Below are 22580 nucleotides of genomic sequence, written 5' to 3'. Positions count from 1 at the left end.
CGGCAAACCGGGCGCGGCGAGAACCTGCTTGGCTTTGCCCTGATGGAGGCGCGGGACCAAGCGGCGTGGTCGAAAGTAGGGAGCTTCAGTCCGCTTCGCCGGCCGAACTTTTGCCGCACTGCGCCAGCACCTTACCGATCGCAGCGCTCGAGCCCGTCAGCGGAAAGCTGTTCTCGCCATATTTGTCGGCCGTAACCGTGACGTCGCCCTTGCTGCGCAACAGGCCGAGCAGTGGATCGTCTTTGCTCAGCTCAGCCGTGAAGTAATTATACATGGCCTCGAGGTCGAGCTTTTTGGTCACGCTCTTGTCACCGCCCTTGAAGGTGAAGGAAGCGCTGATGCCGGGTTCCAGCTGCTGGCCGGCCGCACCCAGATCGTAGCTCAGCACCGGCTTGTCGAAACAGACGAGCATCAGATGCGCATCGGCCTTCGGTCCGCCGCACACCGAAGCCGTCAGCACGCTGCCGCCTTCGTCTTCTTCCATCTTGGCGCTCCAGTTGCAGGACGCGGCAAAAGCCGGCTGCGCGGCTTGCAGCGCGGCCAGAACGGAACCTGCCATCATGAACTTCGCCAATGCACTTTGCATGATCCCCTCCCAAGCTACATTCAACGAGATCATACAGGACAAAATGCCTCGCGACAGCGGCATGCCGTCTTAGCCCCGGCCCGCCCCATTGATCAAGCCTTTGAGACCGGCCTCGACGTCCAGGGCGGCTCCGGCGCGAAGCGCTTGCCGATCCAGTCGGCGAAGGCGCGTGTCTTGGCGGCTTGTCCCTTGGCCGAGGGCATGACGACATAGACCGCGCCTTCGTCGGCCAGCGTCCAGTCCGCCAGCACCGGCACCAGCCGTCCGTCGGCGAGTTCGCGTCCGACAAGCCAGTCGGTGCTCATCATCAGGCCGAGGCCTTGCACCGCGGCTTCGACCAGCACCTCGGCATCGTCGCACACCATCGGCCCCGAGACGTCGACGTTGACGCGGCGTCCCGAACTGTCGGTCATCTCCCAGGTTGGAAAGGTCTGGAAGCCGGAGAAGCCGAGGCAGGCGTGTTCTGTGAGCGCTTCCGGCGCTTCCGGCGTGCCCCGGCGGGCGAGGTAGGAGGGAGCAGCGCACAGCAACCGCCGCCGTGTCGCGATCTTGCGCGCCACCAGGCGCGAGTCCTCCAGCGCGCCGAGACGGACGGCGACATCGAAGTTCTCTGCAACGAGATCGACGAACCGGTTGGAGAACTCGGCCTCGATGCTGACATCCGGGAACGTCGCTAGAAATTGCGGCAGCAGCGGCCCGATCCACATACGGCCAAAGGTTCCCGGCAGCGCCAGCCGCAGCAAGCCCCGCGGAGCCCCGCTGGCATGCGCGGAAGCAGCAGCCTCAGCTTCGTCTACCGAGGCCAGGATGGCGCGGACACGCACCAGGAACTCCGCTCCGGCCTCCGTCAACGACACGCTTCGGGTGGTCCGGTGCAGCAGCCGCACGCCGAGCCGCTCCTCCAGCGATTGCAGGCGGCGTGACAGAACCGTCGAGTCGCGCCCAACGCGCAACGCTGCCTTGGTGAAGGAGCGCGCTTCGGTGATGGCCGCAAAGGCGGCCATTTCGGCAAGGCTGGCGGGGTCGTGTGATTGCTGCATAAAGCACAGGACTCAAATGTAAAAATTCCGGATTATCTGCTTGTAGCGCAGCAGATAGCTTCACTCAATCCTGACGATTGACCCCTTAAACAGGAATGCGTGAGCCATGAAAGCCATCGAACTGACGGCCGCCAAACTGGACGCCTTTCGCGCCACCACCATTGCCACGCTTGAACCGCAGCGCGGCGAAGTGCTGATCCGCCAGCGCGCCGCGAGCCTGAATTTCGTCGATGTGGCGGTGGCCAGCGGCAATTATCGCGTGCCCGGCTTTCCGCTCATTCCCGTCGCCGACGGCGCCGGCGATATCGTCGCGCCTGGGGGAGGGCGTTACGGATTTCGCCGTCGGCGATCGCGTCGTTGCCCATGCCAAGCCGCGCTGGATCGGCGGTCCGCCCCGGCCTAACGAGATGACACAGATGCGCGGAATTTCGCTGCCGGGGTCGCTCGCCGAATATGTCGCGCTGCCGGCCAACTCGCTCGTGCCGGTACCGGCTCGTCTCTCCTTCGAGGCGGCGTCGACACTGCCGATCGCCGCGACCACCGCCTGGAACGCGGTCTGCGCCGCCGATGTCGGGCCGGGCTCGGTCGTCGTGCTGCTCGGCACCGGCGGCGTCTCCATCTTCACCCTGCAGCTGGCGAAAGCCGCCGGTGCCACCGTCATCATCACTTCTTCGTCGGACGAGAAGCTGGGGCGGGCGAAGGCGCTCGGCGCCGATCATCTCATCAACTACCGCGCGACGCCCGACTGGGACGGCAAGGTGCTGGAACTGACCGGCGGCCTCGGCGCCGACCTCGTCGTCGAGACCGCCGGCACCGCCACCTTCGCCCGCGCCGTCAACGCCACCGCGCCTGGCGGCACGCTGTTCACCATCGGTTTCGTCACCGGCGCCGAGGCCACGGTCGACCTGCTGCCGATCATCATCAAGGCGCTGAAGGTGGTCGGCAACAACACCGGGTCGGTATCTGACCTTCGCGCCGCCGTCCGCGCCATCGCCGCCGCCCGCATCGACCCGGTCGTCGACAAGGTGTTTAGCCAGGAGCAGGCGGCCGAAGCCTACGCGCACATGGCGGCGGGCGGGCAGCATTTCGGCAAGCTTGCGTTCAAGCTCGACTGGTAACCGAGGCGCGCGAGCTGCCAATCTCCCTCCTTGAGGGGGAGATGCCCGGCAGGGCAGAGGGGGTCGGTCCGACCGGGCTCGACCTACTGCGGCGGAAGGAGGTTGGCGCTCTACGAGAGGCGACCCCCTCTGTCGCCTTCGGCGACATCTCCCCCTCGAGGGGGGAGATTACGCACGCCGCTTCCTAGATCAACTTCTCCAGCGTGATCGGCAAGTCCCGCACTCTTTTTCCCGTCGCATGGAACACCGCATTGGCGATCGCCGGCGCTACGCCGACGATGGCCAGTTCGCCGACACCCTTGCCGCCGAGCACCGAAGAGTGCAGGTCGGGAACGCCGACCGAGATGACCTCGATATCGGGGATGTCGGCATTGGTCGGCACCAGATAGTCGCCGAGATTGTTGTTGACGATGCGGCCATGCCTGCGGTCGACAATGCCTTCTTCCAGCAGCGCCTGGCCGATGCCCATGATGATGCCGCCCTTCCACTGGCTCTCCGCGAGTTTCGGGTTGTAGAGCCGGCCGGAATCCAGCGCCGACACCACGCGCGACACGCGCACGGTGCCGAAATCCTCGTCGACGCGCACCTCGATGAAATGCGCGCACCAGGAGTGGCGCGAATAGTCGCCCTCGGTGTGCGGCAGTGCCGCCGCGATGGTGGTGTAGTTCTTGTAGCGATCCTCGGCGGTCGAGTTCGCCGGCATGGTGTCGCCGGTGGCCTCGATGCGGTCGCGGCCGACGCTGGCCAGCAGGTCGGCGATCGAGACATCGGGACCATCGCCGCGCGGCGACCTGATGCGGCCATTGGCGACGACCAGCGTGTTGGCCTGGAGCGCGTGGAAGGGCGAGCGCGGATCGCTGATCGCCAGTCCGACAAGCTGATCGAGCGCCGATGTCGCCGCCTTGTAGACCGCGCCCGTCATCACGCCGGCCAGCCGCGACCCGCCGGCCACGCCGGCGCGGGGATACCGGGAATCGCCGAGCTTCACGACGACATGGTCGGCCGCCACGCCGACCGTTTCGGCCGCCGTCTGCGCCAGGATCGTGTAGGTGCCCTGGCCCATGTCGATCGAGGAGCTTTCGACCTCGACCGAGCCGTTGGCAAGGATACGCACGATGGCCTCGCCGTAAGCGCGCCGTACCGGATAGGTGCCGGCGGCGACGCCCCAGCCGATCAGCTGGTTGCCGTCGCGCATCGAACGCGGTTTGGACGTGCGCTGGGCCCAGCCGAAGCGTTCGGCGCCAGCCGCGAAAGCCTCGCGCAACTGCCGCGTCGACCAAGCCTTTTTTGCGTGCGGATCCTGCTCGGCGTAATTCCTCAGCCGGATCTCCAGCGGATCGATGCCGACCTCGTAGGCGAGCTCGTCAATGGCGCTTTCGATGCCGAAGGCGCTAGGGTTTTCGCCCGGCGCGCGCATGGCGCCGGGCACCACCGAATTCACCCGCACGACATTCTGCTTCGAGGAGAAGTTGGGCGTCGCATACATGATCGAGGTGACGACGCCCAACGGCTCGACCCACATTCCGTCTATGGATGTTTCGTTGACGCCGCGATGCACGATCGACTGGATCTTTCCGTCACGGTCGGCGCCGATCGTCACCGTCTGGCGGGTCGCGGCGCGGCCGCCATAGCCGGTAAAAGTCTGCGGCCGCGTCATCACCACCCTCGCGGGCCGTCCCAGCATTTTTGCTGCGGCAGCCGCCACCGCGCCATGGCCGAGCGCCAATGCCTTGGAGCCGAAGCCGCCACCGATATAAGGCGAGACCAGCCGTACATTTTCGAACGGCACGCCGAACCATTCGGCATAGGTGCGGGCCATGCCGTCGAGCCACTGGCTCGGTTCCCACACGGTCAGCCGGTCGCCCTCCCAGCGCGCGATGAGGCCATGCGGCTCCATCGGCGCCTGGTATTCGCGCGGCGTGTTATAGGCGCCGCAGACGCGCACCGGGGCAGCGGCGAAAGCGGCCTGCGCATCGCCCCATTCCTTGGTCATGGCGGCGATCGGAATGCCGTCGCCGGCCTTGGCGTCGCTGAGGTCGACGATGGCCGGCGTCTCGTCATAGCTGACCTTGACCATCGCCGCTGCCGCGACGGCCTGCTCGAAAGTCTCCGCGATGACCGCGGCGACATGCTGGCCCGAAAAGGTGATGTCGCGCGCCAGCGGGCAGTAGGGTTTGTCCGGCGGCGGCGTGCCGAACCAGTCCGATGCAGTCTTCAGCGGCATGATGGTGTCCGGCGTCAGCACCTTGAGCACACCAGGTGCCGCCTCCGCGGCTGACGTGTCGATCGAGCGCACCTTGCCTGACGCGATCGTGCTTTCGACCAGAACGCCGTAGGTTAGCCCGTCGAGCTGGTGCTCGACGGCGTATTTTGCCGCACCGGTAATCTTGGCCGGGCCGTCGACGCGCGACAGCCGCCCGCCAACCTGATCGGCAGTGCCGTCCGAAGCGTCGCCGTGCCGTGTCCTGGGGTCGTGAATGGTCATGCCATGGCTCCCGTCTTGAGGATGGCGCGGGCGACGACGCGCGGCGCCAGTTCGATCTTGTAGTGGTTGGCGCCGTGGCCGATGGCCCCTTCCACGGCGAGCAAGCTGGCTGCCCGCACCCTGTCTTCGCTGAGCACCTTGCCCTTCAACGCCGCTTCCACGGCGTGCGCCCGCCACGGCTTCGTCGCGACGCCGCCCAGCGCGACGCGCAGGTCGCGAATGGTGCGGCCATCGGCTTCGAAGTCGATGCCGACTGCGGCACTTGCAGCCGCGAACTCATACGACTGCCGGTCGCGGATCTTGAGATAGGTCGAACGCCGGGCCGTGCCGGAAGCCGGTATGCTGATGGCGGTGATCATCTCGCCCGGTTGGATGGCATGTTCCCTGTCGGGCGTGGCGCCGGGCAGGAGAAAGAAGTCGTCGACGGCAACCTGGCGTTCGCCAAGATGAACCACGGCGTCGAAGGCGACCAGCGCGGTGGCGAGGTCACCGGGATACATGGCGATGCAGGCGTCGCTGGTGCCGAGCACGGCATGGCCGCGGGTGACGCCACCGATTGCCGAGCAGCCGGTGCCGGGCGAGCGCTTGTTGCAAGCGGGAAAATTCGCGGGATCGCGGAAATAGGGGCAGCGCGTGCGCTGCATGAGATTGCCGCCGATGGTCGCCATGTTGCGGAGTTGCGCGGAGGCCGCCTGCCACAGCGCTTCCGAGACCGCGGGGAAGCGGCTCTTGATCTCGGCATGGTCGGCGACGTGGCTCATCTTGGCCAGCGCGCCGATCATGGCACTGTCAGCGTCGACCTTGATGGCGTCGAGCCCTTTGAGATGGGTGATGTCGACCAGGCTGTCGGGTTCGGCCACGCCGCATTTGGCGAGATCGACCAGCGTCGTACCGCCGGCAAGCAGCATGGCCCCGGGCAGGGCGGCAGCTTGGCGTGCGGCATCGATGCTATCGGCGCGAACGTAGGAAAAATCCCTCATGACGCGACCTCCAGTGCCGCCTGGCGTACGGCGGCAACGATGTGCGGATAGGCGCCGCAGCGGCACAGATTGCCGGCCATGTATTCGCGGATCTCGTCATCCGAGCCGGCATGGCCCTCGCGGATGCACGCCACCGCCGACATGATCTGTCCCGGCGTGCAGTAACCGCACTGGAAAGCATCCTGGTCGAGGAAAGCAGCCTGAACTGCGTTGAGCGTGCCGTCGTCGCCGGCCAATCCTTCGATGGTGGTGATCTCGCGGCCTTCGGCTTGAGCTGCAAGCGTCAGGCAGGCGAGCACGCGCTGTCCCTCGACATGCACCGTGCAGGCGCCGCACTGGCCCTGGTCGCAACCCTTCTTGGTGCCGGTCAGGTCGAGGCGATCACGCAACGTATCGAGCAGCGTGACGCGCGGCTCGATCTGCAGTTCATGGTCGTGCCCGTTGATGATGAGATGGATGGTGGTCTGGCTGGTCATGGGCGTCTGGCTCCAGTTGCTTGACGCCAGGGGAATGAAATGGCGTCCGGGTAGGAGAGGGCAAGGGCGGTGCGCCTAATCTCCCCCCTTGTGGGGGAGATGCCCGGCAGGGCAGAGGGGGGCGCGAAGGAATGCGACGTTCCCGATTTACATGCGTCGAAATAGACCTTTCCAAGCGGGTGTTGGTCGGCGGGACAGCGCTCCCTCTGTCCTGCCGGACATCTCCCCCACGAGTGGGGAGATTGGCAGCTCTGCCGCCCCGACTCTCCAGCGGGCAGGGGATGCTTCAGTCTTCACAATCTCAACACGTGACATACCGGCTCCCCTGATTATATGATGAGGCTGCTCCACTAAAACGGAGGCGCCTCCGTTTATTCAGTTGGGGGCTTACCCGTTTGGGTTCAAGCCCCCATATTTCGACAGTGGAGAAAAAATTGACCGAGCAGTCGCAAGCAATTGCCGACGAGAGGCGCGAAGCCGCAGCGCCAAGGCCGCTGCGCGCCGATGCGCAGCGCAACCGCGACCGGCTGGTCGAGGTTGCGGCAGCGGCCTTTGCCGAGCACGGCGTCGATGCCTCGCTGGAGGAGATCGCGCGCCAGGCGGGCGTCGGCATCGGCACGCTCTACCGGCATTTTCCAACCCGCGAGCATCTGGTCGAGGTGGTCTATCGGCGTGAAGTCGAGGCGCTCTGCGCGGCGGCCGATGATCTCGCCAGCCACCATTCGGCCGATGTGGCGCTGGAACAGTGGATGCAGCGCTTCGTCGACTACATCGCCACCAAGCGCGGCCTTGCGGCCAGCCTGCGCATCCTGTTCAACACCAATTCCGCCGTGTTCTCCGACATGTCGGGCCGGGTGTCGCTGGCCTTGCGGCAACTGGTCGAGGCGGCGGTGGCCGAAGGCTCGATCCGCAGCGACGTCGACGCCTCCGATGTGCTGCACGCACTCGGCGGCATCTACTCGGCCCCCGACACCAAGGACTGGCGCGACCGCTCGCGCCGGCTGGTCAAGCTGCTGATGGACGGGCTGCGGTTCGGGGCAGGGAAGAGGTGACCTAGCGGCTCAAGCCGAACCATCGACCGCATAGAACCGAAACGCGCCGGGCAGCCCGCTTGCCGCCATTTCGCCACGCTCCTCGAACCGCAGGCCGGAGCCGACCACGAGATCGCGCACCGTCCTTGATGCGATGATTTCGCCCGGCCGCGCATGGTCAAGCAGACGCGATGACAGTTCGATCGCCGCGCCTGAAAATTGATGGCCCCGCTGCTCGCACTCGCCGATATGCACCGCCGAGCGGACCTCGACACCGGATTGCCGCAAGCGATCGCGGATGGCGATCGCGCACTGGATCGACCGCGTTGGCCGCTGGAACACCGCGAGCACCTTGCCGTCCGATCGGCTGATCTCTCTGCCTTCGGCCGCGAGGAGTTCGCCACGGAGCGCTTCGGCGTGCCGCTCGGCCGGGTCGATGCCGAAAGGCGAACCCGTCATGTCGAGGGACAGCACCGACACAAGCAGCCGTTCGCCTGGGGCCGCCGGCAAGGCGCCGGTGACGAAAGCCTGGATCTCGTCGACGATCCGATCGGAATTCTCGCCCCAGATGACGTGGTCGCGGCCGGCGAACTCAATGTATCGGGCGCCCTCGATGTGCGTCGCCAGGTAACGTCCTTCTTCCCGCTTCACCCAGCCGTCGCCAGTCGTCTGCATGATCAGTGTCGGAACATGGACAGCAGGCAGAATGTCGCGAACATCGATTTCGGCTCCCCAGCGCCACAGGGCGATCGCGTCGGCGGGCGAGGCAGAATTCCTGAGATAGGCGGCGAACCATTCTGTCTCGAACGTGTCGCTCATCAGACTGGGCGCCGCGTTGCTCATATCCGCCGCCGCTCCCCATTCTTTCTCGACGATCGCCAGATCCTCTTCCACCTGCTCGCTTGTCTTCGCCCACGGATAGTCTTGTGACCACCTGCCGCGGGCGTAGGCCCCATTGAGCACGAGTGCCGCTGTGCGCTCGGGATAGGTCGCCGCGAACAGCATGCACATCGGGCCGCCCTCGGAGCTGCCGAAAAGCACCGTGCGCTTCGAGCCAACCGCATCCAGCACTGCCCGCACATCTTCCATCCGCTCTTCCAGGGTCGGCAGACCGACATTGCGGTCCGAGAGCCCGGTGCCGCGCTTGTCCATGCGGATTAGGCGCGAGAAAGTGCCGAGCCGCCGGTGCACATGCGAAAGCCGCGGCGAGCCCCAGGCGTGGTCGAGGTTGGAGACCCATCCCGGCACATGGATCAGGTCGACCGGACCGTCGCCGGTCACCTGATACGCGATGTTGATCCCGGCCGATTTGACATAGTGGGTCGGGGGGGGCGCGAGTTCGTGGCTGAAGCCGGTAGCGTCATCCGCATCAGTCGTGGGTGGCCGTGCCGGCGCCATTGTGCGGCGTGTGCGCAGCGTCTCGAACAATTGCCGCGTCTCCGGCTCCGGCTGCAGCTTGAGATCGCGTAGAAGCGCGGTGCGGCAGTGCTCATATTGCTTCAGCGCGAGATTGGTCCTGCCTTGCGCCGCATAGGCGCGCATCAGGGCACGGTGGACATCCTCCCTCAACGGGTCCATGGCCAGCAGGCGCGCCGCCGCGCGCACGCATGCGGCAGGATCGTTCGTCGCTGCATAATGCGCGACGAGCCTGTCGAGCGCCGCGACGGCCAGTGCCCGCAGCCGCTCGCGTTCGATCCTCAGCCAGTCCTCGAATGGCTCCTCCTTCAGGCCGAAGCCGTCGAGCAGGTCGCCGCGGTAGACATTGAGCGCCAGTTCGAGGTCTTCGGGTGCCGGGCTGGCGACCAGCGCCTCGAACCGCGCGACGTCGAAATCAAGGCCGTCGAGATGCAGAGCGACGCTGTTGCCATCGGTGAGGAAGCGGCCGCCGCCGCACGTCTGCATGGCCTTCCTGACAGACGATACCGCTTGCCGCAGGCTCATTCGCGCCTGCGCCTCGCTGTTGATGCCCCAGAGCAGGGTCGCCAGCTTCTCGCGCGACTGCGAATGCCCCGACTGCAGCGCGAGATAGGCGACCATCGCACGCGCCTTGCGGCTGATGGCTGGAACCGTGGCCCCGACGCCGGCAAAGTCGAAACCACCCAGCAGGTGAAGATAAGGTCCGGTCATCGGATCCGCCACGGTCACAGCGCGACGACGATCCGCTCAAGCTCACTCCATTTCAACACTTATTCCGCCGCCGAGGCGCTTTTCACGATTCCATCACGCAGGTTCCCACGCGTTGCTCACGGCGCTTGAGGAGATTGTTCGCACTGGATCTCTTTTCGCAGGAGGATACCGTGCATCACCCTGGCCCGACCGAGTGGCCCATCTGGCATGACGACCCCGGGCGCGACCGGCAGGAGCTTGGCGCACCATCGCGTCACGATATTGCGCTGGCCCGCTATCTCGAAACACAACAGGCCCATCGGGCATTGGCGGCTCGCAGACTCGATCCGGCGGCGGTCGTGGCCTCTGCACTGGCAGCGTTCGTCCGCTGCCTTTTCCGTGCAGCGCTGCGCCGAATTGTCCGCTGGCCAACCGATGCCGCGACAGGGATGGACGATTTCGGCTTGACGTTGTCCAAGGCTCATGCGGATCTTAGCAAGAACCTTTGGGGCCGCTGAGTGCAGCGCCCTTGGTCGACGATCTCATCCCCAACCGCCGCCGCCGCCGCCAGCCCCACCGCCGCCTCCGCTGCCGCCGAGAGAAGGAATCACGGGCGGCTTTTGCGGGGTCTCTTCCGCCGGCTTGATCACTTTGCCGGTGGTCGCCTTGTTGTATCTGACCACCTTTGGCTGAGGTGCTACGCGAACCACCTTGCGGTGTTTCGCCGGCGGTGCCGGCTCAAACATCGGCGATACCGAGGTGCAGCCCATGAGCCCGGCCAGAACGCCGGATAGAATTATCCCGATGAATGCCTGCCCGAATGTCTGCTTGAATGCCTTGCCCACCATGGCCTCCTTATTGTTCAGAACAAATCCCGACGCGGATTGGCTTCTTCCCAGACCCCCCGGGCCGCATTGACCAGTTGCGTGTCCAGCGAACCGGACGGGGGGATCTTCGACTTGAGCTCTCGACGCAGGGCGTCCAAAGCTGCCGTTTTCGGCTTGGTGCCGAACTGCGCCAGGCCCTTTTTGGCGTCCGGCAGCTCCTTGCGCAGATCGAGCGCGACGGCGAATGCCAGGAAGCGCACCGCGACAGCCTGATCGGCCTTGTCGCCTTTCGCCATTTCGAGCGCCGCGCGATCATAGGCGCTCGACGGATCGCCGCGCGTGGTCGCCAGTTCGAACAGCCTTTGCGCTTCCGCCGGGTCCTGGCGCACACCGGCGCCATCCCTGTACATGCGGGCGAGGCTGCCGGGCGCGTAGGGCTGGCCAAGATCGGTGGCCTGCTGGAACAGCGCCTGCGCCGTCTTCGGATCCTTGTCGATGCCTTGGCCGGCGAGGTAATTGCGGCCGAGCAGGTTCATCGAATACATGTCCTGGCGCTGCACCCCCGCTTGCAGGAAGGCGACGGCGCGGGCCGGATCGGCAGGCACGCCGTTGCGGCCCTCGGTGAAGATGGCGGCAAGATCGTTCATGGCATAGGTGTGCCCCATGGCCGCCGCCTTGAGCAGCAGGTCGAGGCCCTTGGCCGTATCGCGGTTGACGCCATAGCCATTGAACAGCGCGCGTCCCCACGAGGTCATGCCGTAAGGATCGCCCTTGTCTGCGGCAGCCTTGTAGAGAGCGTTGGCCTGGGTGCGGTCGATGGCCGTTCCGGTTCCGGTTGCGTTGAGATAGCCGAGTTCGAAGACGGCGCGGACATGGCCTTTCTTGGCGGCCTCCTCGATGGCTGTCCTGGCCTCTCTAACCTGGCCTGCCGCAAGCAGCGCGCGGCCGAGCTCGTATTGGAAGCGGGCGACGTCTGGATAGGTTTTCACCGCCGCCTCGCAGGCTGCCACCGCACCGGCGCCGATCTCGTTCGGCAGCAGGCCGGGCACCACGCCTTGCAGGTCGAGAGGCTCGCCGGCGGCGGTGTCGCAAGCCTCGACCGTCGGCGACAGTTTCATCGTCGCCGGCTTGGCGGAGCTGCTGTCGGCGCGGATTTCGAAGCCGACCTCGACCGGCGCGCCGGCGCCGATCTGCGGCTCGTAACGGAGATGGTCGACTTCACCGGCCAGAAGGCTGGATTGCGGCGACAAGGTTCGATCAGGCAATGACAGCGTTCCCGTTGCCGGATACCCCGAGACCTTCAGGCTGACCGCCGGATCGTCGGTGGGGAAATCCAGATTGAGCGCGACCGGGCCGACGCCGACGGGAATATCAAGCTTGCGGTTCTCGATTGCTTCGGCAGCGCCGGTGATGTGGATGCCGCGCTCCAGCACCTGCTGCTTCTGCTCGGCCTCGAGCGAAGCCATGATCTGCTGACCCGCCGCACCTTCGCCGCTCTTGACGCGGAACACCAATATGCCCTGGCTTCCGCCGCCCCAGTTGTCATGCGTGGCATAGGCAAGCATATCCACCTCGTCCTGCGTGGCGGCCCCTTTGGGGACATCCATTTGCAGGCGCGGCAGGTCCTTGCCGGCGATCGGTTCGCCCACCGCGACGTCTTTGCCGTCCAGCACCAGACGGCCCATTGCTGGCGGACGTTCGATGCTGACGCTGATAGCGCCGCCATCGACATCGACCGGCTCCGGCAGGCCGAGAGCGACAGGACCGACCCCCGACAGCACCACCTTCTCCAGCACTGGCGGCAGCGAAGGCCGGTTGTTGCGGCGCACCAGCACCACGTCATCGATCAGCGACGAATTTTCCCAGGGCACCTGCATCCCGTTGGTGGCCTGCACGACATCGCGGCGCACCGCTGACATGACCGTGCGGATCTCCTGGTTCGGCGCCAGCGCGCGCCGCGAAAACGCCGATGAAAACGGGCTCAGGTCGCCGCTGCCGTCATAGGCGACCGCACCTGGTTCGGTGGCGAAGGCAATCAGCGTGTTGAGCGAGCTTCGCACCTGCGCCAGCCCGGTATTGCCGGCGGTGACAAGCTGGTCGCGCAGCCAGTAATTGTTGCGCGGGAAGGGATTGTTGCGGCAGGCATCGAGGATGATCACCTGGATCTTCGACTTCGAGCGCAGCTGCTCCAGCACGTCGTTGAGCTTGATGGCCTGGACCTCGATATCGGCCGCCTTCTTCAACGAGGCGTCGACCGGTATCAGGAAATTCTCGCCGCCGATCTGAAAGCCGTGCCCGGAATAGTAGACGACGGCGAGATCGGCGCCGTCGGCGGCGGCCAGATAGTCCCGGAACTGGCCTTCGAACTGCTGCTTGGTGAGATTCTCGGCGACGAAAACCTCGAAGCCCGCCAGCCGGAACGTGGCCGATACGTCCTGGGCATCCTTGGCCGGGTTCTTCAATGCCGGGATGTTGCGGTATTCGGAATTGCCGATGACAAGCGCGACCCTTCGATCGGCGCAGGCCTCGAAGCTTGTGAGGCCGGCAAGGATGAAGGCCGCGATGAATCCGCAAAGTCGGAGCATGACAAAACTCCTGGTCGCGGCCTGACGCCGACGAGAACACCGCTTGCGGCATCAAGGTCCGTTGAGAGTATGCAACCTGCCACAGCATAAAGTGAAAGGCCCGTCACCGCCAGACCATGGCAGGCGATTTCTTTCGGCGTTGACCGACCGCAGGGTGCAAGTAGCACGCGCTTCACGAGCAGGTATGTGACAAGTCTCACAGTTCGAAATGCCTGGTGCCGGCGGCTGCGCGCCTATTCCTTGAAGAGCAATTCCTTGTCGTTCGAATATTTTACCAGCAACGGAATGCTGGCGCCGCCGATAACGGGGCCGAGATGGCCAAACGTCCCCTCGATGACGGAGAACGGCTCGGGGCGATCGACAAGGATCCGTGCCAGCTTTCTGCGCATGGCCTTGGCGATCTCCTTGCGCACGCCATTCGGTATGGCGCCGTCGATCACCACATTGTCGATGTCGAGCAAGGCAACGGCACTGCGGGCGGCATAGGCAAGCCCGTCCGAAACCTCATCGATCCACGCGGTGAGCGGCTCTCCAAGGTCGCCCCAGTCGTCGGGCGACGACCAGATGCGGCCGGCGCTCTCGTCCCGATTGTCCTGGTCGTTGAGCTTGCCGGCCAGCGAATGCAGCGAAGCGACGCGCAGCAGCGGGGTCATCCGGTCGCCCTTGCGCCCCGGCGCGGGCACCGGCATGTCGCCCAGCGCCCCGGCCAGCTTGTTGCGGCCGGGGAACAAGTGATGATCGAGCACCAGGCCGCCGCCGATGAAGTGCCCGACATAGGCATAGAGAAAGTCGGCGCGCGATCCGCCGGCGCCAAACATCAGTTCGGCCGCGGCCGACACCGTGGCGTCGTTGTAGAGGAACACCGGCCAGTCGAACGCCCGGTCCAGTTCGGCGCGAATGTCGATTTCCCTCCAGGCATCCAGCCTGCTCGCCGGCACCGCGCCCTCTTCGCTCAGGTTCCACTGATGGAATGGCGAGGCGATGCCAAGACCGGCGATGCGGTCTTGCTCTATCGATCTGTGCTTGCGGCACATGCGCGCGATGGCGCCCTTGGCGAATTTCATCACCTCGACGGGCGTCGGATAGTCGAACAGCGTGCGTTCGAACGCCATCACGTCGCCGACGAAATTGACCAGGGCGACATCGGCGCTGCGATGGTCGACCTTGAGGCCGAAGGCGTACGCGGCTTTCGGGTTCAACGCATAGGGAACCGAGGGTTGCCCCAGCCGTCCGCGCAAAGGCTCCAGGCGCAGCAGCAGCTTGTTGTCGGCGGCGCGGTTGACGATGGTGGTGATGGTTTGCGCGGCCAGCCCCGTCAGCCGCGTCAAATCGGTCTTGGCCAGCTGGCCGTGCCGGCGGATCAGCGAGACGATCAGGCGTTCGTTGTAGATGCGGCTCTCGGCCTGCGTGGTTCCGCCGCTGCGGCCCTCGGCGATCTTTTCGAGACTGAAGAAGCTGGTGCCGGTCACGCTTTCCCCTGCGCAAGGAGGTTGGCCGCAAGGCGAGCCGATCAAAGCGCTGACGTAGCAATGCGGGCACGGCAAGGCAACACTTAAATCCACCCGATGGAAAAATGTAGTTGACGCCGGCCGGCCTGCTGTCGTTCAAAGAATGCAAGCCTGGAGGAGCAATGCCGTGACGCAGACCCGGACAATCATGTGCTTTGGCGATTCCAATACCTATGGCGCCATTCCCACCCTGGCCCGCGTCGGACGGCGCCGCTTCACGCCCGACCGGCGCTGGCCGGGCATCATGCGCCGCCAGCTCGGCAGCGGATGGGATGTGATCGAAGAAGGGCAGGGCGGGCGCACCACCGTGCACGACGATCCGATCGAAGGTCTCCACAAGAACGGGCTCAAATCGCTCCCGGTGTGCCTGGAAACGCATATGCCGCTCGACCTCGTCATCCTCATGCTCGGCACCAACGATCCTCAAGCATAGGTTCTCGGTAACGCCGAACGACGTCGCTGATTCCGTTGAGATTTTGGCCAGAATTGTCCTGCGCAGCGAAGCTGGCCCCGCAGGCGTGGCGCCCGCGGTCCTGATTGTGGCGCCGCCGTCGATGCTGGAGGTCGACTGGTTCGGTCAGATGTTCCTGGGCGGTGCCGCAAAGTCGATGCACTTTGCCGGCTTGTTCCGTGATGCCGCCCGGCGCGCCGGCGCCGCGTTCTTCAACGCCGGCGATGTCGTCGAGTCGAGCGCGGTAGACGGCATTCACCTCGACAGCGACGCGCATCGCGTGCTCGGCACGGAATTGGCCAAAGTCGTCCAGTCGCTGATCGGCAAGGCGTGATCGCGTGGGCGAGTCACCCGACTATCTCTGATTAATTAATTCCACTGGAAAAAGTTTTGACTTGCGAGCGGGAAGGTGGGTATCTGGGGAGACTGGGAAGAGTAGCGACCGCGAGGCTTGCGATGCGCGGCAACAATCAACGACAGGGAGGAAGTAAAATGCGATCTGACAGGAACATGATGCTGGCGACGCTGCTCGGCGTTGCCGGTGTGCTCGCGGGCGGTACCATTCTGGCAAGCGCGCAGGACGGCCCGGCCGGGCTCACCAAGCCGGCGGTATTTGCGCCGTTCGATCCGAAGGCGCCGGCCTGCAGCCCACCGCCCGGCCTGAACAAGGTGCTGGCCTTCGCGCAGGACAACGAGCGTGAATTCATGCAGGGCGTCGACCGCGGCCTGGCCGCCGCCGCCAAGGATCGCGGGCTGGAATATCGCCGCGCGCTTGCCAACAATGACGCCGCCAAGGGGGTCGAGCAGGTGCAATTGTTTCTCGCCTCCAAGATCGGCGGTCTGGTGGCGGCGCCTGTGGACCCGGCCTCCATGAGCCGCAGCCTGCAGGAGCTTATCTGGTCGGGCGCCTATGTCGGCACCATCGTGCCGCCGCCAGCCACGTCGCTGCTCAATGCGCCGCAATACGAGACCGGCAAGGTGCTGGCCGAAGCGGCCGCAGCCTACATAAAGGACAAGCTCGGCGGCAAGGCCAATGTCGTCATCCTGTCGCATGACAGCATGGAATTCCTGGCGCCGCGCTTTGCCGCCATGCGCGACATCTTCAAGGCAATGCCCGGCGTCACCATCGTCGCCGACATCTCACCCAATCCCGTCAACAAGGAAGGCGGCTTTGCCACGATGAGCACCATTCTCCAGGCCCATCCCGACGTCGATGTCGTGCTCGGCGCCGACACCGTCGTGCTCGGCGCGCTGGCTGCCCTGGAAGCGGCAGGCAAGGCGCGGCCGGACCAGTTCCTCGGCGGCATCGACGGCGAGCCGGAAGCGGTCGCCGCGATCAAGAAAGGCGGCGGTCCCTACAAGGCAAGCATCAGCCTGGCGTCGCCGGTCTTCGCTTATGCCATGGGCCAGCACGCGGCCGACTGGCTGGAGGGCAAGAGCATCCCGCAGGCGATGGATATCCTGCCGGTGGCGCTGACCAGCGACTACATGGCCCAGTACGAGGCCGACGTCGCCGACCCGGCCGCGGTCTACAAGGACCCGAAGCGCCGCGATATCTATCTCAGGATGTACGGCAACATCTGCTACGATACGCGCGACCAGTATGTGAATTTCCCCTGGTCATCCGAGGCAAAGTAGCGCCTGTTTTTCCCGCGCGATACGGGCGGTTCAGCCTGACCTGAAACCGCCCGCTTCAGTGAGAGGCAAGCATGAGCACAGACAGCCTTCGAACGGGGACGACACCGCTGCAAACGGGCCGGTTTTCATCCTTGCTGCCGGGCGTCAAGGCGCCGGGCGAAGCGTCTGGCCGCATCGGGCTGGCGCTGGTCGCGCTCGGCTTGATCGTCGCCTTCTCGCTGTTGAACAAATCGTTCTTCAGCCTCGACAATTTCGTCGTCATCGGCGTCAACTCGACCTCGATCCTGATCGCCGTGCTCGGCACCTCCGCGCTGCTGATCGCCGGCTATGTCGACCTCTCCATCGGCAGCATGGTCGCCCTGATCGGCATCATCACTGCCAAGGTCGCGGTGGCGACGCAGAGCGCGCTGCTGGCAATCTGCGTCGGCCTGGGTCTGGGCCTTTTGCTCGGTCTGCTCAACGGTCTGCTGGTGCGCAGGCTGAGCATCTCGCCGTTGATCGTCACGCTGGCGATGCTGGCGCTCTATGGCGGCCTTGCCTTCGTCGTCTCCAGCACCGCGGTCTATGGTTTTCCCGAGGCTCTGCTCGAATTGGGGCGGGGCAAGATCTTCGGCATCCAGTACACCGTGATCATCGCCGCGCTGGTCTTTGTCGCCGGAGCCTTTGTCCTGACCAGCACGGTCACCGGCTTGAGGCTCTACGCCATAGGCGGCGATCCGCGCGCAGCCGAACTCTGCGGCATTCCGGTGGGGCGCACGGTGGTCGGCCTCTACGCCGCCAATGGCTTGCTGATCGGTCTGGTCTCGGTGCTGATCGCCGGCCGCCTCGGCAGCATCACGCCGACCATCGGCGTTCGCTTCGAGCTCGACGTGCTCACCGCCGCCATCCTAGGCGGCGTCGCTTTTTCCGGCGGCTCCGGCCGGCCGCTCGGCATCGCCATCGGCGTTGCCACCATCGGCATCCTCAATGCAGGACTGATCTTCGTCGGCCTGCAATCATGGTGGCAATCCATTTCGGTGGGAAGCATGCTGTTGCTGGCGTTGGTGGCCGACCAGGCTGCGATCGGTTTTCGCGGCCGGCGCGCTCGGGCCGCCGCGACCAACTTCGCGGTGGCGGACGATGGTGCCGTCGCCTCGGCCGGCCCTGCCGTGACGGAGGGCAATGGAGAAGCCCCGCAAGGTCCGGCATTCTCGATTGCCGACGCCCGCAAATCCTACGGCGCGCTGACGGCATTGGAAGAGGCGAGCTTCACGGTCGGCAAAGGCGAGATCGTCTGTCTGCTCGGCGACAATGGCGCCGGCAAGTCGACGCTGGTGAAGATTATTTCGGGCGCCATCCGGCCCGATGCCGGCGCGATGACCCTCGAGGGCCAGCCGATTTCCTTCAGGAGCCCGCAGGATGCACGCGGCGCCGGCCTGGAGACCGTCTATCAGGATTTGGCGCTCTGCCCGAACCTCAGCGTCGCCCACAATATGATCCTCGGGCGTGAGGAAACGCGGCGTTGGCTCGGTGTCTTCCCGGTTCGCGACGACCGAAAGGCCGCCGAGCAGTGTCGTGCCCGGCTTGCCGCGCTGGGCGTCACGCTTCGCGACGAAAACGTTCTGGTGCGCTCGCTGTCGGGCGGCCAGCGGCAGTCCATCGCCATTGCCCGCGCGCTTGCCGATCACGTCAAGCTTATCTGCCTCGACGAGCCCACCGCCGCGCTCGGCGTCAAGCAGACCGCGCAGGTCGTCAAGCTGATCCGTTCGATCGCCGCCAGCGGCACCGGCGTCATCCTGGTCACGCACGACCTGTCGACGGTCAGGGCGCTGGCCGACAGGATCGTCGTGCTCAGCCTCGGCAGGGTGGCTTACGACGGCTCGGCCAAACAGCTGACCGCCGATCAGCTCTGGGGCCTGATGGCAAGCGGGACGCTGGCGCCGGCCGCTGGGTAGGAATGCCGATCGCAGGATCTAAAGCTCGAGGCAGACCTTGCCGAAATGCCTTTGCGCTTCGTAGTGCCTGAAGGCGGCGGCGATATCCTGCAGTGGAAAGCTGCTGTCGATGACAGGCTTCAGGCGGTTGACCTCTATCGCACGGATCATGTCCTGCTGGTCGGCTTTGCTGCCGATGGAAATTCCGCTGATGCGGATCTGGTTTGAAAACAGCGCCGGGATTGAAACTTCTGCTGCAAAGCCGGTCAGGACGCCGATGAGTGCGATATGCCCGCCTGTCCGGCAGGCCGCTATCGACTGCGCCAGCGTCGCCGGTCCGCCGACCTCGATCACATGATCGACGCCGCGTCCGTCCGTCAGTTCCCTGGCCCTGCCGCCCCACTCCGGCACCGCCTTGTAGTTGATGACGCTGTCGGCCCCGAGTCGTCTGAGCTTCTCCAGCTTCTCTTCATCGGACGACGTGGCGATGACCCTTGCGCCGGCGGCCTTGGCAAATTGCAGCGCAAACAATGACACGCTGCCGGTGCCAAGGATCAGCACCGTGTCGCCGGGCTTTACCTTGCCGCATGTCACCAGGCCGCGCCAGGCGGTGACGCCCGTGCAGGTCAGCGTTGCCGCCTCGAGATGCGTATAGCCCGCCGGCGCCGTGGTGAAGGCCTGCGCCGGCATGCACACATACTCGCTGGCGAAGCCGTCGAAACTGTCTCCGGGAATGTCGCGGCTTGTATCGGATCTCATGTCGCTGGCCAGCCACCAGGGGTAGAAAACACTGACGACGCTGTCGCCCGGCTTGAACGTGTCGACGCCGTCACCGATCGCGATCACCTCGCCGGCGCCATCCGACAGCGGCACGCGGCCGTCGGCGAGCGGCACCTTGCCCTGTACGGCGAAATCGTCGCGCATGTTCAGCGCGCAGGCGCGAATCCTGACCAGCATTTCTCCCGGCCCAGGCCGGGGCTGATCCTCCTCGACCAGGTCTAGCTTGTCCAACCCGCCCGGCGCTCTCAGCCTGACCAGCTTCATAGTCTCTCTCCGACGTAAAGAGCGTTAGCATGGCGGCGGCGGTCCAGCCTATCGCCGGACCGGCCGGCCGGAAATCACGCGCAGCCAAGGCGCCAGATGGACGGCGCTCATCAAGAGATACATCAGCGGCATGCCGGTGAGCGGGGAGGCATCGGCCCCCAGGCACGACATGACGCCGTCGCCAGCGTGAATGCAGGTAAGCAGCGCCATCACGGCGAAAACAGGGGCCGCGGCGAGGCACAGCCAGTCGGCGGTGCGGAGAGAAACTGCATCGGAGCGTTGAGGGACCTCACTGCCGGTGCCTGTGCCGATATCGCTCATGGTCGTAATCCCTTGATGATCAATGCCCGGGTTTCCTGTCCCGTGAGGCACAGGAAACCAAGCTGGATGGGCGCCGCTCCAGGTCCTTACTTGCCGTCCTTGTTGCGGAACGCGGCTTCGCCGGCCGCCGACACTTCCTCCCACGTCTTGTCGGGTGCGGCGTCGTAATTGTCGTGCCAGTTCCACCAGCTGTAGAGCTCGGTCTGCGGATAGCCTTCGGGCGAATCCTCCCAGATTTCCTGGCGGCCGAGCGGCGTTGCGTCGAGGTAGCTCCAGACCGTGCCCATCTGCTCGTCGCCGCGGTTGTTGATGAAGTAGGTGCGATAGACTTTCTTGCCGTCCTGGATGAACACGTTGTGGCCGTGCCATTCGTCGACGCCGAAATCCTTGTCGAAACTGTCGGTGATTGTGTACCAGGGCATCTCCCAACCCATCCGCTGCTTCAAGCTGGCAATGTCGGCCTGCGGCGCGCGGGAGGCATAGGCAAGCGTGGTGTTGCGGGCGTTGAGATGGGCGAGATGGCCGACCTGGTCGGCGCCGAGCGAACAGCCGCGGCAGGCATGTTCGGGCCAGCCGTGGACGCCGGGTTCGTAGAAGGCGCGGTAGACGATCAACTGGCGCCGGCCCTCGAACAAATCGAGCAGGCTCGCTTTGCCGTTGGGACCTTCAAACACATAGGGCTTGTCTACTTCCATCCATGGCATGCGCCGGCGCTCGGCCGACAGCGCGTCCCTGGCGCGCATCGTTGCCTTTTCCTTCACCAGCATCTTTTCGCGCTCGGCTTCCCATTCCTGCCTTGAAACGACCGGTGGGGTCTTCATTGCCACGTGCTTGGTCATTGCTTGTTTCCTTTGCCAGTTGTTGAGCCGTTGTGGCTTGTCGTTGCCTGTTGATCGTGAGGCAGGCTAGGGCCGCGAGGCGGCGAGGGCGGAGTTACAAATGTGACGGCATTTGCAGGCGGGCCACCGCAGCAGGGGTGGCGAGGCCGCACGGTGGGCTCGAAGTCCTCGGAAGCAGGCATGGTCGGTTTTTCCTTATTGAGAAGCTTAACACGACTGTCTGAGATGCTCAGGCTAGCGAATGCGAATATTGCCGTCAACGCAGGCCTGGGCGTCTTCAACCAGTCCAGATGGCTAGGTCGCCGTCCCCGGCTTGCTGCTTGGCGGTGGTGACTTAAGTTAGGGCCGATAAGGGGAGCGGTGGGAGTTACAAATGTGACGGGATTTGCATGGACTCGCTGATCACCGCGGCAGGGCTGGCGCTGGCGGCGGGCAATCCGCTGGCGGCACTCGACCGCGTCGCCTTGCGCGAGGATGCCCCGGCGCTGGCGTTGCGCGGCATTGCCATGGCGCAGCTCGGCGATTTCGATCGCGCCAAAGTACTGTTGCGTAGGGCCGGCCGTGCCTTCGGTCCAAAGGAGGCGGTGGCGCGCGCCAGGTGCGTTGTCGCCGAAGCCGAGATCGCACTTGTTTCGCGTGATCTCGGCTGGCCGTCCAAGGCGCTCGACGCGGCGCGGTCGACATTGGAAAAGCATGGCGACCGGCTGAACGCGGCGCATGCCGGGCATCTCAAAGTGCGCCGCCTGCTGCTGATCGGCCGCCTCGACGAGGCTGAAGACGTGCTGGCTGGGCTCGATCCGTCACCGCTTCCGCCGGCCTCACGCGCCGCGCATGAACTCGCGGTTGCCGGCATCGCCATGCGGCGCCTGAAGACGAAGGCCGCGCGCGCAGCCCTTGAGTGGGCGCGCCATGCCGCCCGCCGGGCCGGCATTCCGGGTCTTATGGCGGAGGTCGACAGCGCCTTCCTGGCGCTGGAGACGCCGGCGGCGCGGCTGATCGCAGGCGGCGAGGAGCATCCGCTGTTGCTCGAAGAGGTCGAAGCGCTGCAGGCGTCGCGCGCGCTGGTCGTCGATACGTTCCGCTATATCGTGCACAAGCAGGAAACAACGATCTCGCTGGCAACGAGGCCGGTGCTGTTTGCGCTGGCGCGCGCGCTTGCCGAAGCCTGGCCGGCCGATGTGCCGAGGGCGACGCTGATTGCCCGCGCCTTTGGCGGCCGGCATGCCGATGAATCGCATCGCGCCAGGCTGCGGGTCGAGATCGGCCGGCTGCGCGCCGAATTGCGGCCGCTGGCGGGCATAGGCGCGACCAGCCAGGGCTTTGCGCTAAAGCCGCGCGAAGCAGGCTCCGTGGCGGTGCTGGCGCGGCCGATCGAGGAGCGGCACGCCGCGGTGCTGGCCTTCCTGGCTGATGGTGAATCCTGGGCCAGCTCGGCGTTGGCGCTGGCGCTGGGCGCCGGACAGCGCAGCGTACAGCGGGCGCTCGAGCAGTTGGCCGAGACCGGCAAAGTGCAGTCCTTCGGCCACGGCCGGGCGCGGCGCTGGATGACGCCACCGGTCGCTGGTTTCACGACCACCTTGTTACTCCCGTCGCCGCTGCCGAACGGCTAGGAAAGGTGACCATGATCGAGGA

At 65.4% G+C, this 22580-nt stretch carries 21 protein-coding genes; 9 read left to right on the top strand and 12 right to left on the bottom strand.

The window, feature by feature from the left end; translation table 11 throughout:
- Positions 1–85: 85 nt before the first annotated feature.
- Positions 86–586: a hypothetical protein gene (locus NKJ64_RS19485; RefSeq protein ID WP_245260094.1), complete on the bottom strand. Its 501-nt coding sequence runs from the start codon at positions 584–586 to the stop codon at positions 86–88.
- 92 nt (positions 587–678) lie between these two features.
- Positions 679–1626: a LysR family transcriptional regulator gene (locus NKJ64_RS19480; RefSeq protein WP_023828781.1), complete on the bottom strand. Its 948-nt coding sequence runs from the start codon at positions 1624–1626 to the stop codon at positions 679–681.
- A gap of 106 nt (positions 1627–1732) precedes the next feature.
- Between NKJ64_RS19480 and NKJ64_RS19475 the strand changes: the two genes are divergently transcribed.
- Together NKJ64_RS19475 and NKJ64_RS19470 are read left to right on the top strand one after the other, a co-directional pair.
- Positions 1733–2029, top strand: a complete 297-nt coding sequence (locus NKJ64_RS19475) for an alcohol dehydrogenase catalytic domain-containing protein (RefSeq protein ID WP_352463169.1) — start codon at positions 1733–1735, stop codon at positions 2027–2029.
- Complete coding sequence (locus NKJ64_RS19470) at positions 1929–2744, top strand: zinc-dependent alcohol dehydrogenase family protein (RefSeq protein WP_502902878.1); 816 nt, start codon at positions 1929–1931, stop codon at positions 2742–2744. The genes NKJ64_RS19475 and NKJ64_RS19470 overlap by 101 nt, the downstream gene beginning before the upstream one ends.
- Before the next feature lie 184 nt (positions 2745–2928).
- Here NKJ64_RS19470 and NKJ64_RS19465 read toward each other — a convergent pair whose 3' ends face one another.
- From NKJ64_RS19465 to NKJ64_RS19455, 3 genes are read right to left on the bottom strand one after another with little or no spacing between them, the layout of a single operon-like run.
- Positions 2929–5229: a xanthine dehydrogenase family protein molybdopterin-binding subunit gene (locus tag NKJ64_RS19465; RefSeq protein WP_352463167.1), complete on the bottom strand. Its 2301-nt coding sequence runs from the start codon at positions 5227–5229 to the stop codon at positions 2929–2931.
- Positions 5226–6209, bottom strand: coding sequence for an FAD binding domain-containing protein (locus NKJ64_RS19460; protein WP_023754626.1), 984 nt, complete (start codon positions 6207–6209; stop codon positions 5226–5228). The genes NKJ64_RS19465 and NKJ64_RS19460 overlap by 4 nt, the downstream gene beginning before the upstream one ends.
- A complete protein-coding gene (locus NKJ64_RS19455; RefSeq protein ID WP_023819094.1) occupies positions 6206–6685 on the bottom strand; it encodes a (2Fe-2S)-binding protein in 480 nt (159 codons plus the stop codon). The genes NKJ64_RS19460 and NKJ64_RS19455 overlap by 4 nt, the downstream gene beginning before the upstream one ends.
- Positions 6686–7119: 434 nt before the next feature.
- On the opposite strand from NKJ64_RS19455, the gene NKJ64_RS19450 reads away from it, so the two are divergent.
- Positions 7120–7737, top strand: coding sequence for a TetR/AcrR family transcriptional regulator (locus tag NKJ64_RS19450; RefSeq protein WP_032886693.1), 618 nt, complete (start codon positions 7120–7122; stop codon positions 7735–7737).
- Between the two features lie 9 nt (positions 7738–7746).
- Here NKJ64_RS19450 and NKJ64_RS19445 read toward each other — a convergent pair whose 3' ends face one another.
- Entirely contained in the window at positions 7747–9843 is a 2097-nt protein-coding gene (locus tag NKJ64_RS19445; RefSeq protein WP_352463166.1) for an alpha/beta fold hydrolase, read from the bottom strand.
- Positions 9844–9977: 134 nt separating this feature from the next.
- Here NKJ64_RS19445 and NKJ64_RS19440 point away from each other — a divergent pair, with 134 nt between their 5' ends.
- The gene (locus NKJ64_RS19440) at positions 9978–10340 is read left to right on the top strand and encodes a hypothetical protein (protein WP_023824456.1); all 363 of its coding nucleotides are present in this window, start codon (positions 9978–9980) and stop codon (positions 10338–10340) included.
- 24 nt (positions 10341–10364) lie between these two features.
- On the opposite strand, the gene NKJ64_RS19435 is transcribed toward NKJ64_RS19440, so the two are convergent.
- From NKJ64_RS19435 to NKJ64_RS19425, 3 genes are all read right to left on the bottom strand, one after another.
- Positions 10365–10670, bottom strand: coding sequence for a hypothetical protein (locus NKJ64_RS19435; RefSeq protein ID WP_023824457.1), 306 nt, complete (start codon positions 10668–10670; stop codon positions 10365–10367).
- 14 nt (positions 10671–10684) lie between these two features.
- Entirely contained in the window at positions 10685–13234 is a 2550-nt protein-coding gene (locus NKJ64_RS19430) for a caspase family protein (RefSeq protein ID WP_352463165.1), read from the bottom strand.
- A gap of 233 nt (positions 13235–13467) precedes the next feature.
- The gene (locus tag NKJ64_RS19425) at positions 13468–14703 is read right to left on the bottom strand and encodes an ROK family protein (RefSeq protein ID WP_023730373.1); all 1236 of its coding nucleotides are present in this window, start codon (positions 14701–14703) and stop codon (positions 13468–13470) included.
- A 166-nt stretch (positions 14704–14869) separates the two neighbouring features.
- Between NKJ64_RS19425 and NKJ64_RS19420 the strand changes: the two genes are divergently transcribed.
- From NKJ64_RS19420 to NKJ64_RS19405, 4 genes are all read left to right on the top strand, one after another.
- Positions 14870–15175 (top strand): GDSL-type esterase/lipase family protein, encoded by a 306-nt coding sequence (locus NKJ64_RS19420; protein ID WP_352463164.1) that lies wholly within the window; start codon positions 14870–14872, stop codon positions 15173–15175.
- Positions 15176–15260: 85 nt separating this feature from the next.
- Positions 15261–15527, top strand: a complete 267-nt coding sequence (locus NKJ64_RS19415) for an SGNH/GDSL hydrolase family protein (protein WP_352463163.1) — start codon at positions 15261–15263, stop codon at positions 15525–15527.
- A 158-nt stretch (positions 15528–15685) separates the two neighbouring features.
- Positions 15686–16831: a sugar ABC transporter substrate-binding protein gene (locus NKJ64_RS19410; protein WP_032923983.1), complete on the top strand. Its 1146-nt coding sequence runs from the start codon at positions 15686–15688 to the stop codon at positions 16829–16831.
- A 71-nt stretch (positions 16832–16902) separates the two neighbouring features.
- Complete coding sequence (locus NKJ64_RS19405; protein ID WP_352463162.1) at positions 16903–18765, top strand: ATP-binding cassette domain-containing protein; 1863 nt, start codon at positions 16903–16905, stop codon at positions 18763–18765.
- Between the two features lie 18 nt (positions 18766–18783).
- On the opposite strand, the gene NKJ64_RS19400 is transcribed toward NKJ64_RS19405, so the two are convergent.
- From NKJ64_RS19400 to NKJ64_RS19390, 3 genes are all read right to left on the bottom strand, one after another.
- Positions 18784–19788: a zinc-dependent alcohol dehydrogenase family protein gene (locus NKJ64_RS19400; RefSeq protein WP_023693809.1), complete on the bottom strand. Its 1005-nt coding sequence runs from the start codon at positions 19786–19788 to the stop codon at positions 18784–18786.
- 48 nt (positions 19789–19836) lie between these two features.
- Positions 19837–20109: a hypothetical protein gene (locus tag NKJ64_RS19395; protein ID WP_023685488.1), complete on the bottom strand. Its 273-nt coding sequence runs from the start codon at positions 20107–20109 to the stop codon at positions 19837–19839.
- Positions 20110–20195: 86 nt separating this feature from the next.
- A complete protein-coding gene (locus tag NKJ64_RS19390) occupies positions 20196–20948 on the bottom strand; it encodes a DUF899 domain-containing protein (protein WP_023685489.1) in 753 nt (250 codons plus the stop codon).
- Between the two features lie 389 nt (positions 20949–21337).
- On the opposite strand from NKJ64_RS19390, the gene NKJ64_RS19385 reads away from it, so the two are divergent.
- The gene (locus NKJ64_RS19385) at positions 21338–22558 is read left to right on the top strand and encodes a hypothetical protein (protein ID WP_023685490.1); all 1221 of its coding nucleotides are present in this window, start codon (positions 21338–21340) and stop codon (positions 22556–22558) included.
- Positions 22559–22580: the final 22 nt, after the last annotated feature.

It is taken from the genome of Mesorhizobium sp. M0062 (assembly GCF_040323125.1).
GTDB lineage: Bacteria > Pseudomonadota > Alphaproteobacteria > Rhizobiales > Rhizobiaceae > Mesorhizobium.
Note: the sequence above shows the minus strand (reverse complement) of the source record. Positions and strands in the feature narration are given on the sequence as shown.